The organism is Candidatus Aminicenantes bacterium (genome assembly GCA_026393795.1).
Taxonomy (GTDB): domain Bacteria; phylum Acidobacteriota; class Aminicenantia; order UBA2199; family UBA2199; genus UBA2199.
The window spans coordinates 1-12,969 of sequence record JAPKZL010000082.1 but is presented as its reverse complement, the minus strand read 5'-3'; the positions used below and the strand labels follow the sequence as shown (position 1 = coordinate 12,969).

General features: G+C 59.4%; 11 protein-coding genes and 2 tRNA genes. 6 read left to right on the top strand and 7 right to left on the bottom strand.

The window, feature by feature from the left end; translation table 11 throughout:
- Nucleotides 1-12: 12 nt before the first annotated feature.
- Nucleotides 13-1,083, bottom strand: a complete 1,071-nt coding sequence (locus NTW95_03985; GenBank protein ID MCX6556580.1) for a serine hydrolase — start codon at nt 1,081-1,083, stop codon at nt 13-15.
- Between the two features lie 126 nt (nt 1,084-1,209).
- On the opposite strand from NTW95_03985, the gene NTW95_03980 reads away from it, so the two are divergent.
- Complete coding sequence (locus NTW95_03980) at nt 1,210-2,832, top strand: SpoIIE family protein phosphatase (GenBank protein ID MCX6556579.1); 1,623 nt, start codon at nt 1,210-1,212, stop codon at nt 2,830-2,832.
- Between the two features lie 337 nt (nt 2,833-3,169).
- Here the strand turns inward: NTW95_03980 and NTW95_03975 are convergent, their stop codons facing one another.
- Entirely contained in the window at nt 3,170-4,237 is a 1,068-nt protein-coding gene (locus tag NTW95_03975; GenBank protein MCX6556578.1) for a DUF933 domain-containing protein, read from the bottom strand.
- A gap of 297 nt (nt 4,238-4,534) precedes the next feature.
- Between NTW95_03975 and NTW95_03970 the strand changes: the two genes are divergently transcribed.
- The 3 genes from NTW95_03970 to NTW95_03960 are packed head-to-tail and all read left to right on the top strand — an operon-like array spanning nt 4,535 to nt 7,170.
- On the top strand, nt 4,535-5,863 hold the full coding sequence (locus NTW95_03970) for a S8 family peptidase (protein ID MCX6556577.1): 1,329 nt from the start codon (nt 4,535-4,537) through the stop codon (nt 5,861-5,863).
- A complete protein-coding gene (locus NTW95_03965; GenBank protein ID MCX6556576.1) occupies nt 5,845-6,591 on the top strand; it encodes a S8 family serine peptidase in 747 nt (248 codons plus the stop codon). Before NTW95_03970 ends, NTW95_03965 begins: the two co-directional genes overlap by 19 nt.
- A gap of 9 nt (nt 6,592-6,600) precedes the next feature.
- A complete protein-coding gene (locus NTW95_03960) occupies nt 6,601-7,170 on the top strand; it encodes a hypothetical protein (protein MCX6556575.1) in 570 nt (189 codons plus the stop codon).
- 14 nt (nt 7,171-7,184) lie between these two features.
- On the opposite strand, the gene NTW95_03955 is transcribed toward NTW95_03960, so the two are convergent.
- From NTW95_03955 to NTW95_03945, 3 genes are all read right to left on the bottom strand, one after another.
- The gene (locus NTW95_03955; GenBank protein MCX6556574.1) at nt 7,185-8,951 is read right to left on the bottom strand and encodes a thioredoxin family protein; all 1,767 of its coding nucleotides are present in this window, start codon (nt 8,949-8,951) and stop codon (nt 7,185-7,187) included.
- Nucleotides 8,952-9,026: 75 nt separating this feature from the next.
- Complete coding sequence (locus tag NTW95_03950; protein ID MCX6556573.1) at nt 9,027-9,896, bottom strand: DUF5924 family protein; 870 nt, start codon at nt 9,894-9,896, stop codon at nt 9,027-9,029.
- A 6-nt stretch (nt 9,897-9,902) separates the two neighbouring features.
- The gene (locus tag NTW95_03945; GenBank protein ID MCX6556572.1) at nt 9,903-10,034 is read right to left on the bottom strand and encodes a hypothetical protein; all 132 of its coding nucleotides are present in this window, start codon (nt 10,032-10,034) and stop codon (nt 9,903-9,905) included.
- Nucleotides 10,035-10,454: 420 nt separating this feature from the next.
- Here NTW95_03945 and NTW95_03940 point away from each other — a divergent pair.
- Nucleotides 10,455-10,527: transfer RNA gene (locus NTW95_03940), tRNA-Arg, on the top strand.
- 14 nt (nt 10,528-10,541) lie between these two features.
- On the opposite strand, the gene NTW95_03935 is transcribed toward NTW95_03940, so the two are convergent.
- Nucleotides 10,542-10,925: a hypothetical protein gene (locus NTW95_03935; GenBank protein ID MCX6556571.1), complete on the bottom strand. Its 384-nt coding sequence runs from the start codon at nt 10,923-10,925 to the stop codon at nt 10,542-10,544.
- A gap of 70 nt (nt 10,926-10,995) precedes the next feature.
- Between NTW95_03935 and NTW95_03930 the strand changes: the two genes are divergently transcribed.
- A tRNA-Ser gene (locus tag NTW95_03930) sits at nt 10,996-11,084 on the top strand.
- Nucleotides 11,085-11,719: 635 nt separating this feature from the next.
- Here the strand turns inward: NTW95_03930 and NTW95_03925 are convergent.
- A partial coding sequence (locus NTW95_03925) for a M13 family metallopeptidase (protein ID MCX6556570.1) occupies nt 11,720-12,969 on the bottom strand: 1,250 nt, incomplete at its 5' end.

Sequence of the window (12,969 nt, the reverse complement as noted above, 5' to 3'; positions counted from 1 at the left end):
ATTTTTTGCGGTTCAGCGCATCCGTTTCAGCAGGATCTCGATCTTTTGCGCCAGGTTGTTGGCAGCCGGCGGATCGTAGTTGCCCATGACCACGACTGTCCAGCCCGGGACCGGCTCGATGTCGAGCTCGGCGTTGATCCCCGGCGCGCCGCCGGCGTACGCCTGCGGCCCGTTGAACCACTCCCTGGTCAAGGGCCCGAGCAGCTTTCCCGCTTTCAAGGCCAGCGCGAATCTAAGCATGTCGGCGGCCGTCGAGTAGCCGCCGCCGGCCGAGCTGCCCCGCGCCGGCCGGGTGTAGAGGTTATTGCGCCTGGGCTCGGCTGCGTGGTCTCCTTCATCCCAAAAGCGGGTGTAGCCGCTGGCCACATTGGCTGCCGGGATGTCGGCGTCCAGGTGGCTGGTCGCTTCCATGCCCGCCGGTTGGTAAATGTTGTCGCGCACGTAGTCGCCGTAGCTTTTTCCCGAGGCTTTTTCGATGATCAGCCCCAGAACGACGTAGCCGCCATTGGAATAGCGGCGGTTGCTCCCCGGCTCGAAGAGCAGGGGCTCGTTGGCAAACAGGGGCAGGTAATCGCTCAATGAACGGAGGCGGTCCTTGGGCGTTTCAACGTATTTTTTGCCGAAAAAATCACCGATGCCCGAGGTCATGTCCAGCAGCTGGCGCACCGTAACTTTTTCCGCCGCCTCCGGGTTGGGATAGTCGGGAAGGAATTTTTTGATCGGGTCGTCCAGGGACAGCTTTTTCCCTTCGAGCAGCTGGCCGATGGCCACGCGGGTGAAGATCTTGTTTATCGAACCCAGGTTGAAGCGAGTATCGGGGCGGTTGGCGGCATTGTATTCGCTGCTGGCCAGGCCGCGGGCTTCGTGCAGCAATACCTGGCCTTCCTGCGCCAGCAGCACCACGCCAGAAAACAGGTCGGCCTTCACCTGCTCGTCGATCAGCGCGCTGACGCGCGCCAACATCTCGGCTTGGCTTAAGGGAGGGCCGGACAGGTCGGCGACGTTTTCGGCATCGACCGGCGCAGCCAGGATGACCGCCGTGCCCAGCCCCAGCAGCAAAATCACTCTGGACAATTTTTTCATTTCCAGCCTCCCATTGATGGCAATCAGTTCATAGGTAAAGATGAGCACAAACGGGAAAAAGTTTCAATGTTTCATGTGGTTGACTTTCTTTTTCCCCTTGCATATAGTTATGAACAGGAAGGAATCATGGCAGAGCGCATCAGCCGTTTCAAGGATGAAGTCCTGGGTTTGTATTCCGAGGTGAACCTTAACGCGCTTCTTGAAAAAATTACCGCCAGCATCAAGGCCTACATGGGCAGCGAAGAGGCTTCCATCTTCCTGTACGACCCGGAAAAGGAGGAGCTGACCTTTGAAACGGCCACCGGGGATCAAGAGAAGACCCTGAAGCAGATCGTCCTGAAAAAAGGCCAGGGCGTGGCCGGGTGGATCGCCGCCGAGCGGAAAGGGGTGATTATCAATGATTCGCAGCACGATCCGCGCCACACGGGCATGGTCGACCGCAAAATCCTCTTTCAGACCCAATCCATCCTGGGCGTGCCGGTGCTGCTCGAGGATCGGGTGCTCGGCGTGCTGGAGGCGGTGAACAAAAAGAGGGGAAAATTCAGCAAGGACGATTTGCAGGTGCTCCAGCAGATGGCCGGTTTCCTGGCTATCCCCCTGCACAACGCCGTTTTGTTCCGCGCCATCACCCGCGAGACGCTGGCCAAGGAGCGGCTGATCGAGCTGGGCAAAAAAATATCGGCCTCAACCGACAGCGGCGGGGTGCTGCTGGCGCTCAAGGAGATCATTTGCGCCGAGATCCAGCCGCTGACCGCCTGCGTCCACGTCAGCAGCGAAAAAAGGGAATACGACCTGCTGGCCAACAGCAGCCGTGCAAAGGAGGACGTGGAATGCCTCGGGACCACCATCGGCAGAGTCAGCAGCCGATTCCCCCTCCGCGCCGAAGGGGCTATGCTCGGCTACCTCGACATCCAGAGCGAAAAGCCGATCTCCGACGAAGCGGCCTCCCTGTTCCGCGGCTTGGCGGCCTTTATGGCCATTTCCCTGGAAAAATTCCGCTATATCGGCCAGATGCTGGAAAAGGAAAAAATGGAAAAGGAGCTGCAGGTCGCCCGCGACATCCAGCAGTCGTTCCTGTTGCAGCAGCCGCAGAAGTTCCCCGGGCTGGACATCGCCTTCCTGAACATTCCCAGCTCCAAGGTCGGCGGCGATTACTATGACGTCATCCCGCTCAACGAGCGCGAAATCATTTTCAGCGTCAACGACGTCTCGGGGCACGGCGTTCCCGCCTCGCTGCTGATGGCCATCTTTCGCAGCAGTTTCGTCTTCCAGCTGCGCCGCGGCGGCGACATCGCCTCGACCATCAGCCACCTGAACCGCCTGATCGCCGAGACCACCGAGCCCAACTTGTACGTCACCTCGTTCACCGCCAAGCTGGATTGCCGGACCGGGATCCTCAGCTACATCAACGCCGGCCACCCGCTGCCGCTGGTGTTGCGCGGCAAGGAGCTCCTGATGCTGGAGTCGGGCAGCACGGTGGTGGGCATGTTCGCCGAGGTCGACTACCCGGTTTCTAGCTTCGCCATGCAGCCCGGCGACCGGCTGATCATGTACACCGACGGGGTGATCGAGGCCGAGAATGAGGACGGCGAGGAGTATTCCCTGGCCCGGTTGAGCGCGGCGGTTGTCGGGCGGCGCGACCTGCCGGCCGTCGCCATGCAGGCGGCCTTGATCGACGATTTGAGAAGTTTTTGCCGGCGCAAGGATTTTTCCGACGACGTCACCCTGATGATCGTCAAATACTTGTAGATTGATGCCTGATAAAAATTCCAAATTACAAATTCCATAGTCACACTAGATGGTTCCAGCGTCTCGTTGAAATTGCTGTAACCATAGTGTGACTAAAATTCCAAGTTCCAAATTCCAATGACCAAAACAAAAAATTCTAGAAAATTTCTTCCGTAGGGAACGCAAATTTGCGTTCCCTACCGCAGGCAGAATTCTGGGGTGAAGGGGTTTGATTAATCAAACCCCTACTCTTCGTTTGGGTCATTTGCTCATTGGTTTTTGGTGCTTGGAATTTAGAATTTAAGTCTTGTTCAAATAAACATAATCAAACTCGCGCTATGATGGTTCGATCGCTCTCTTACGTATTGAACCTGAAATGGACGATCTCGCCGTCCCGGACGACGTATTCCTTGCCCTCCAGACGCAGCAACCCCTTCTCCTTGGCCTTGGCGAAGCCGTTGCATTCCAGGAATTCCCGCCAGCCGATGACCTCGGCGCGGATGAAGCCCTTCTGGATGTCGCTGTGGATCTTGCCCGAGGCGATATAGGCGCCTGAGCCGGCTTCGATGGTCCAGGCCTTGGTTTCGTCCTTGCCCACGGTAAAGAACGAGATCAGGTTCATCAATCCGTAACTGGTCTTGATGAATTCGTCGCGGATGTAGCGGTAATCAGGCAGACCGTACTCGCGCTGGAAAACCGGCCTTTCTTCGGCGCTCAGCTCCAGCAGTTCCTGCTCGATCTTGGCCGCGAACAGGGCGGTGGTCTTCTTGTTTTCCGCCGGGCGGGCCAGGGCGGCGTGGGCCTTCAGGGTATTTTCATCGGCATTGATCAGGTTCAGCAGCGGCTTGGCCGAGAGGAACTTGAAGCCGCGCACCAGCAGTTCCTCCTTCTCGCTGAACGGGTATTCGCGCAAAGGTTTGCCGCTTTCCAGGAAGGGCTGCAGCTTTTTGAGCAATTCCAGCTCCTCTTGCAGGTCCTTGGCCTTGATTTTTTTCACGTCTACTTCCAGCCGCTCCAGCCTCTTCTCGATGGTCAGGAAGTCGATGGTCTTCAGCTCGTCCTCCATGGCGGCCATGTCGCGGGCCGGGTCGATCGTTTCCAGCGGATGGAGGATTTCCGGATCCTGGAAGGCGCGCACCAGGTGCACCAGGCCGTCGGCGCGGCGCAGCAGGTCGATAAAGGTCGAATTTTTCACTTCGCCCAGGGAGATGGCGCCTGCGTCGAGGAACTCGATCTTGGCGTAGACGGGCGGGGTCTCGAAAAAGGCGGCCAGCTTCTGCAAGCGCGCGTCGGGGACGTCGACGATGGCTTTGTGAAATTCGTTGCTGGCGGTGGAGTATTTGGAAATTTTCTCTTTTTTCTCGGTGAGCAGGTTGAAAAGCGTGGTCTTGCCGGTTTTGGGATAGCCGAATATGGTTAAGATCATGTTTTCGATTATACAGCTAAAAGGGTGGATCGTAAACCCAGCACAAACTATCCGCCGACCGTGGCGGATCTAGTTTGTCTACCATCACTATGTTTTCAGCTTACTCGGAAGGCTGCTGAAAACATCTAGTGATGGTATACTTTCACTAGATGATTTCAACAATTTAAAGACCGGTTGAAATCATAGTGAAAGTATGTCCCCGAAGGGGATGGAAAGGCCGTTTGCTCAAGGTTGACAATTTCGGGGAAGATTGCTACCCTTGCCTTTTAAGCGACGGATGGTACCGACGGGGGGCGCATGAACAAACGCTGGAAACGGCAATCGTTGACGGCATTGCTTTTAATGGTCTGGCTGGCCGTGCTGCCCGCCGGGGCAGCGATCAAAAAAACGACCGACGAAACCCCGCGCCCGCCCCGGCGCCTCACCCAGGACCCGGCGGACGACGGCGCGGTTTTCCGCGAAGGCGAAGTCCTGGTCAAGTTCAAAAAAATGATGACCCGGAGCGAGGCCGGAATGCTGGCCCGCGACCTGGCGGCGGACGAGGTCAGGGAATTTTCACTGCTGTCGCAGTGGCGGCAGTGCGCCTACATGTTGATCACATCTTCTACGGCCACAACTCAGGAGCTGCTCGCCTCCTTGCGCTCGCGTCCGGACGTGGAGGCGGTGTCGCCCAATTACCGCCGCCGCCGGCAGCGCCTGCCCAATGATCCGAAGTTCCCCCGGCTCTGGGGGCTGACCAAGATCGCCGCCCCCGCGGCCTGGGAAAAAACTACCGGCTCGCCCGAGGTGGTGCTCGCCGTCCTGGACACCGGGGTCGATTACCGCCACGAGGACCTGGCGGCCAACATGTGGCGCAACCCCGGCGAGATCGCCGCCAACGGCGTCGATGATGACAACAACGGATTTGTCGATGATGTTTTCGGCTTTGATTTCTCCGCTAACAAGAACGGCGGCCGGGACAGCGATCCCATGGACATCGACACCCACGGCACCCACATCGCCGGAATCATGGCCGCGGTCGGTGACAACGGCCGCGGCGTTTGCGGGGTCAACTGGAACGCAAAGGTCATGGCGTTGAAGTGTTTCCGGCCCGACGGTTTCCTCTACGATTCCGATGCCATCGCCGCCATCGAGTACGCCGTCCTGATGAAGCGCGATTATGGGGTCAATCTGGTGGCCATCAACGCCTCGTTCGGCGGCACCGGCGACAGTCCGCTGCAGAAGGACGCCATCGCCGAGGCGGGCGGCCAGGGCATCATCGTGGTCTGCGCGGCCGGCAATGGCAGTGTGGACAGCGACCAGACCACCTTCTATCCGGCCGGTTACGACTTGCCGAACATCATCGCCGTGGCCGCCAGCGATAGCGAAGACCGGCTTGCCGATTTTTCGAACTACGGGGCGAACTCGGTCGATATCGCCGCCCCCGGCACCAATATCCTCTCCACTTTCCCCAGCGGCAAGGGGTTCGCCGGGACATTGCTCTCGGGAGCGAGCGCGTACGATGCGATGCCTTTGGAATTTTCGGGCCCCCCCCCGTTGCCGGCCTGGCCGCTCAGCTGGTCGACTGCGGCCGCGGCCTGGACAGCGGTTCTTTCCCGGCCGCCGTCATGGGAAACATCGCCCTGATCGAGCGCGGCGACAAGACCTTCGCCGAAAAGACGCGGCTCGCCCAGGAAGGCGGCGCCGTGGCCGCGGTGATCTTCAACAATGAAGCCGGTAATTTTTCCGGCACCCTGGGCGAAGCCGGGAACTGGATCCCGGTCGTCTCCCTGGCCAGGGAGGACGGTCTGCTGGAAAAGGCCCTCGGCATTCACCCGGTGACGCTCGTTATCGGCGCCTCCGACTACGACATCATGGAGGGCACATCCATGGCTGCGCCCTATGTCTGCGGTACCGTCGGCCTTCTGGCTGCCCTTTATCCGACCGATGCCATGCTCAAGCGCATCGCCCGCATTTATTCCGCGTCCGACCGTCTGGCTTCCCTGGACAAAAAAGTGAAGACCGGGGGGCGTTTGAACCTGGCCCGTTCCCTGGAACGGAACCTGCTGCTGATCCTGGCGGTCTTTCGCCAGCAGGTCAACATCTGGGTGCTGAAAAAAGATTTTGCCCAGGTTTATTTCAGCGTCGAAAACGATCCCGGATCCGGGGTCAGCGGCGCCAGCTACGGCATTTACCGCAGCAGCGGCGACAGCGGTTTCGAAATGATCAAGGAGGTCGCGGCCTCCGAATTGCAGAACAATTCGTACACCTATTACGACAAATACCTCGATCGCGGCGTGGCCTATACCTACCTGATCCAGGCCAGGAACGCCCAGGGCGAGGTGATCGCCAGTTCCACTCCAGAGAGCATCTGAGGTGCGCCCATGAGAAAATCGATCGTTATCGGCATCTGGCTCGTTTTTTTCTCACTGCCCATGGTGGCTGGCGACAAATGGTTCGTCAGCGCCGGGGCCGGCGCCGTTTTCTCCGGCGACGAGCGCTTCAAGGATCTTTACGGCCGGCTGCAATTCAGCCCGGAGCTGAAGGCCGGGTATGTGTTTTACGATAATTTTTATCTCTGGCTGGGCTACAGCTTTTTTTCAGCCACCTACACCATCCCGGTTTTGCTTGACGAAGCCGAGGTTAACCAGCACTTCCTGGCTCTCGGGGTCGGCTGGGAAATCCGCCGCGGCCGCCTGCAGTCCGATTATTTTGCCGCCCTGACCTGGGCTGGATTCAGGGAACAAGCCCTGGGCGAAAGTTTCAGCGCTTCCGGCCCCGGGTTCCAGCTGGGAACGGGTTTGCGCTATTATTTCAGGAAGCAGGTCTTCATCGGCGTGGCCTTTTCCTATTCCGAAGCCCGCGTCACGCTGGCGGAAACCGCCGTCAGCCTGGGGGGGCGGCGTTTGCTGGGGGGCTTGCGTCTGGCCGTAAACCTGGGCCTGCGTTTTTAGGAGGGGATCGTTTTTTAGTTCAGGCCGCCGAGCATGTCGATGAAATCGCTGCCATTGAGAAATCCGGAAAAGCGGCCCAGCTCCTTCCCGGCCGGGTCGAAAAAGATGATCGTCGGCATGCCGATAATCGCCAGTGATTTGCGCAATTCCTCGTTGGCGGTGTTTTTGCTGGTCAGGTCGATCTTGACCAGGACGTAGTTTCTCAAGCTCTCGGCTACATCGGCCCGGCTGAAGGTCTCTTCATCCAGTTCGCGGCAAGCGGCGCACCACTCGGCCCAGGCATCGACCATCAGCCGCTTGTTCTCCAGGCGGGCTTTTTCCCTGGCCTGGGCCAGATCAGCCAGCCAGGGCAGCGATTTTTCTGCGACAACGGGAACCGTTGTCGCGGACGGAAAGAAACGGCCGGCCAGCCCGTGGTAAAACACGATGGCGCCGCACAAAAGAACCACCAGCGCCGTCGATTTGGCCAGGGTGTGGACCATGGTGGCTTCATGCTGCGGGCGGAACAGGCCGAGGCCGACGGCCAGGGTGATGAGGAAGACGCCCCAGATAACCAGCGTCAGCCAGGGGCTGAGGATATTGCCCAGGAAGTAAATGCCGCCGGCGATCAGCAGGGCGGCGAAAAAATATTTCACCGTGCTCATCCAATGGCCGCCGCGAGGCAGGGCCGAGATGGCGCCGGAAAACGTTCCCGCCACCAGGAAAATGACGCTCATGCCGAGTGAGAAAACGAAGGTAAGCCAGAAACCGAGGAGGATGTTTCCCGACTGGCTGATCCAGGAAAGCAGGGCGATGAGCACCGGGCCGACGCAGGGGGCGGCGATGATGGCCGAGACCCCGCCGACGATCATGCTGCCCACGATGTCGCTCTTGTGGCCGCGGGAGAGCTTGGCTGACACCCAGGCCGGCACCGGGATGGAGAACAGCCCGGCCAGGCTCAGGCCCATGACTATGAAAATGGCGGCGATGAGCGAGACCACGACCGGGTTCTGGAATGAAATGCCGATCAGCGAGCCGGCCTTGGCGGCGATGACCCCCAGCAGCGAATAGACCAGGGCCAGGCCGAGGACGAAGAACAGGGAGAGGCTGAAGCCCTTCAACTTGCGGCCGTTGCTGCGGCCGCCCACGTAGCCCATGATGATGGGAATGACCGGGTAGACGCAGGGGGTCAGGCTGGCCAGAAAACCGGCGACGAAGACAAAAATGAAGAGCAGGAAGGAGGCATGGCTGAGCTGTCCGCGGATCAGCCTTTCCAACCGCGACGCCAGCGGGCCGCCCTGGTGGGCCCCTCCGGCGTCAGCCGTCGCCGCGGCCGCGTCCGGTCCCGGGGAGGAACGGAAGCCGGCAGGGAGGGTGACCGGCACCAGGCTCTGGTCGGGAGGGTAGCAGAGTTCCTGCGGGAATTCCTGGCAGATCTGATACGAGACATCGAAGGACAAGGGCAGGGGCGCGCCGAGCGGCGCCGGGGTCTTCAGGTAGGCGCGGACGATGAAGCTGCCCGAGAAAACCTTTTCTTCTCCGTACGGGGTTCCATCCGGGAAAACCACCCGCTCGATAACCGCGCCGGCGTTTTTTTCGAGCTCGATGCTGAAAAAATTGTTTTTCAGATCGGTGATATGGTAGCCGGCCGGAACCTGGAAGGCAAAGTCGACGCTCCCTTGCGCGGCATCGACCCGGGGGGCAATCGACGGCTTGAACGCCGACGGCTCGTTGAACTGGGCTGCAGCGGTCGCGGTAACCGCGAACAGCAGATAAAAAACGGCTAATATTTTCTTTTTCATGGGCGATTCATGTTAGCAAATATCCGCTTCGCGGTCAACTTCTGCGGCGCCTGCGTGGCGGAACGACGCAGCCCGTCAATGCAGCCGGGCGCGGCCGATCAGCTGGCCGGCCTCGGTGCGCAGCTCGATGAGCAGGGTCGAATCGGGCAGGATGTTCTTCAGGGTGCGGAACGTCCAGAAGCGGAAGCCGGTCTTGCGCCCCCCTTGGACCGTGAAAAAAGGAGAGGCGTGCACCAGCCTGCCGTTGAGGTACCAGCGGTGGCCGACCCGGTCCTTGAGCCCGAGCGGGGCGCTGATGGCGGTCAGGGCGTAAATTTTGTAGGGGCCGCCGGCCGGCAGGTGCGTAAGCGGGGGCTGCGCTTGGGTGCTTTCCGGGTCGAAATCCAGGTAGAAGCGGCTGGCGGTCAGGCGCAGCGGCGCCGGCGGGATCAGCGGCCGGCCGACCTCGCTGACCCCGGCCAACAGCAGGGCGGCGGCCAGGACCAGCAGCAGCCGGTCCCGCCCGCTTACCTCCCTGAGGGTGAGGCAAAAGGAAGCGAACCCGGCCAGGGCCAGCAGGGCGCTCAAGCGCAGGGCAAAGGAATTCTTGAAATTCCAGACGATGGGCAGCATGACGTTGATGCAGGCGAACAGGTTGAAGGCGAAAAACATCGCCAGCACCAGCCAGCGGCGGGATAGATAGCGGTCATAGATGATGTCCATGGTGGCCAGCAAAGCCGATGCGGCCACAAGCAGCACGAACACCATGTTGCCCGTTCCCCAGCTGGCGCTGAAATAGTAGATGGGCAGGATAAAAAAAAGCAACTGCTGGTAGAAATTGCGCTGGAAATAGTTGATCAGCAGGCGCAGACGGCGGCGCCAGTTTTCCGGGAGGCGCTGCAGCCGGGACAACAGCGGCAACGCCAGGCTGCTCACCCAGATGAAGGCGATGTGGAACTCGGCCACGCGCAGTTAGGTGAAGTGACGGCTGCCCAGCCACATCACGCCGATGCCCAGCTGCAAAGAGTACGAGCTGTGGAACCACCAGAGCTTGTCCTGGTGGCGGTGGAGGAACTCGTTGGCAAAGCTTTTGATCGCGGCCATGGGTCGGGTGAGTATTGTAAATGAGATAGAGGCGTTTGACAAGACTCGGCGTAGGGCGGACGGCGTGCGGGGTAAGGAAAAACTGAAAATTCCAAATCACATGCACCAAGCACCAAATAAGCACCAAGTTCCAATAGACGAATGAGCAAAACAAAGGCTCTGCCTAGGGTAGGGAACGCAGATCTGCGTTCCCTACAAAGGAATGCAAATCGCCTTTGTTTAGGGCATTGGAATTTGGAACTTGGAATTTTAGTCACACTTTAGGTTTCGTGGTGTCCGAAGGGCAACGAAACCTATCTAGTGTGACTATGAAATTTGGGATTTGTTATTTGGAATTTTAGTCCTCCGTTCTTCACTTTGAATTTTATGCTAAATGCAGTTTGCTGATCGCCCTATTTTATGGTAAACTATGTCCCGGACGCACCTGTAGCTCAATGGATAGAGCTTTTGACTACGGATCAAAAGGTTGGGGGTTCGACTCCCTCCAGGTGCGTTTTTTTTTCTCTTTCAAACGCCATGAAAAAAGACAAGGTTTACTTCATGAAAAAAGCGCTGCTCCAGGCCGTCCGGGCCGAAGCGCGGGGCGAAGTGCCGGTAGGCGCCGTGCTGGTCCGGGAAGGGCAAATCATCGGCCGCGGCCACAACGAACCGATCGGGAAGAACGATCCCAGCGCCCATGCCGAGATCGTGGCCATGCGCCGGGCCGGGAAAAAAGCCGCCGAATACCGCCTGAATGGCAGCGAGCTGTACGTCACGCTCGAGCCCTGCGTGATGTGCTACAGCGCCATGGTGCAGGCGCGCATCGCCCGGCTGTTCTACGGCGCCGGCGATGCCAAGAACGGCATCTTTACCAGCGGCGTCTTTGAAAATGTCAAGGACATATATAACCACCGGATCGAGGTCGAGGCCGGGCTGCTCGCCCAGCCGGCATCGGCCATGCTGACCGGGTTTTTCCAGGCGCGGAGGGGTGCCGGAGCGGTTGAACGGGACGGTCTCGAAAATCGTTGTGGGGGGTAACCCCCACCCAGGGTTCGAATCCCTGCCCCTCCGTTTACTAAATCTTTTGTTAACACAAGAATTTTACGTTTTCCAAAACTAATTCGTTTGAAAACACCCGCGGGGCAGGGATCCGAATACCAACGCTGGATGTTTTCAGCGGCTACCTGAGCTTGCTGAAAACATAGCGTTGGTATTCGAATCCCACCTCCTCCGATTACATTCTATAACCCTGGTGGGATTCGATCCCACGGGGCCCCAGTGTACTCCCACTATGATTTCCCCAAGTTTGGTAAGTCGGGGAAATCATTTAGTGGGAGTATACCAACGCTGGATGTTTTCAGCGGCTACCTGAGCTTGCTGAAAACATAGCGTTGGTATTCGAATCCCACCCCCTCCGTAGTTTCACTATAATTTCCCCAAGTCCAGTAAGTCGGGGAAATTATTTAGTGAAACTATCCCCGCAGGGGATTATCCTTTTTCTTGGTGGGATTCGATCCCACGGGACCCCGGGGTACTCCCACTATAATTTTCGCATAAAATGGTTTCACCTTCCTATTAAGTTCATGAAACCATTTTTAAACTAGGAACAACGAGCGGGGAGGGTAGGACGAATTGACAACGCTCCTGCGTGGACACTATTCGTCCTATCCCGCCCCGCTCGTCCTATGATCAATTTGAAACTTCGCTCACCACACCAGGACGCGATCCGCCGGGGCCAGGTAGAGGGCGCGGCCCGGCTTCACGACGAACGCTTGGTACCAGGCGTCGAGGTTACGGACGGTGTCGGCTCGGTATTCGGCGGGGGAATGGCTGTCGGTGATCAGCTGGCGGCGGAGCGAGGCTTCGCGAGCCTTGCCGCGCCACGACTGGGCGAAACTCAGAAAGAACTGCTCGTCGCCGCTGAACCCCTGGGCCAGCGGCGCTCTCTTCCCGCGCAGGGACAGGCGGTAGGCGTCATAGGCCGCGGCCAGCCCGGCGACGTCGGCGATGTTCTCGCCGAGGGTTTGCCTGCCCTTGACCGCCAAGTCGGGGAGGGGGCGATAGGCGTCGTATTGGCTGACGAGCATGGCGGCCGCCGCCTGGAAGTGCGCCGTGTCGGCCTCGGTCCACCAATTGTTGAGTTTTCCCTCGGCGTCGAACAGGGCCCCCTGGTCGTCGAAGCTGTGGCTGATCTCGTGGCCGATCACCGAGCCGATGGCCCCGTAGTCCATCGCCTCGGGCCGCTTGGGGTCGAAGAACGGCGGCTGCAGGATGGCGGCGGGGAAGTTCAAGGCGTTCATCGCCGGCAGGTTGACGGCGTTCACCGTCTGCGGGGTCATGACCCACTCGGAACGGTCGACAACCTGGCCGAGCAGGCGCAGGCTCCGCTGCAGGTCGAACTGTTCCACGCGCTCCAGGTTGCCGTACGCGTCGTTGGGGAGGATCTCCAGATAGTCGACCCAGGCGTCGGGATAGCCCACGCCAACGATCAGGACGTCGAGCTTGGCCTTCGCCTTGGCCTTCGTTTCGGGCGTCATCCATGCCAATTTGTCGATGCGCGCCCGGAAGGCGGCGATGAGGTTGCTGACCATTGCCTTGGCGCGCGCCTTCTCCGACGCGGGGAAGAACTTCTTGACGTAGAGCTTGCCGACGGCATCCCCCAAGGCGCCGTTGGTGGCGTCGACGGCGCGCTTCCAGCGGTCCCTTGGACGGGGGACGCCGGACAGGACCGTGCCGTAGAAAACGAAGTTTTCCGCATCGAATTCCTTCGGCAGGACTCTGGCCCTGTGCTCGATGGCGCGGAATGCCAGGTAATCCTTCCATACCCGGAGCGGTTCGGTAGCCGTGAGGGCCGAAATGCCCGTCAGGGCGCTGGGCTGCCACACTACGAAATCGGACTGCCCCACGAGGCCGCCCGCGGAAAAGAAGGCGTCCCAGTCCAGCCCCGGCGCCTTGG

Excerpts from the sequence above, each read along its gene's own strand:
- NTW95_03985 (MCX6556580.1), bottom strand. The coding sequence starts at position 1,083 with ATGAAAAAATTGTCCAGAGTGATTTTGCTGCTGGGGCTGGGCACGGCG.
- NTW95_03980 (MCX6556579.1), top strand. The coding sequence starts at position 1,210 with ATGGCAGAGCGCATCAGCCGTTTCAAGGATGAAGTCCTGGGTTTGTAT.
- NTW95_03975 (MCX6556578.1), bottom strand. The coding sequence starts at position 4,237 with ATGATCTTAACCATATTCGGCTATCCCAAAACCGGCAAGACCACGCTT.
- NTW95_03970 (MCX6556577.1), top strand. The coding sequence starts at position 4,535 with ATGAACAAACGCTGGAAACGGCAATCGTTGACGGCATTGCTTTTAATG.
- NTW95_03965 (MCX6556576.1), top strand. The coding sequence starts at position 5,845 with ATGGGAAACATCGCCCTGATCGAGCGCGGCGACAAGACCTTCGCCGAA.
- NTW95_03960 (MCX6556575.1), top strand. The coding sequence starts at position 6,601 with ATGAGAAAATCGATCGTTATCGGCATCTGGCTCGTTTTTTTCTCACTG.
- NTW95_03955 (MCX6556574.1), bottom strand. The coding sequence starts at position 8,951 with ATGAAAAAGAAAATATTAGCCGTTTTTTATCTGCTGTTCGCGGTTACC.
- NTW95_03945 (MCX6556572.1), bottom strand. The coding sequence starts at position 10,034 with ATGGCCGCGATCAAAAGCTTTGCCAACGAGTTCCTCCACCGCCACCAG.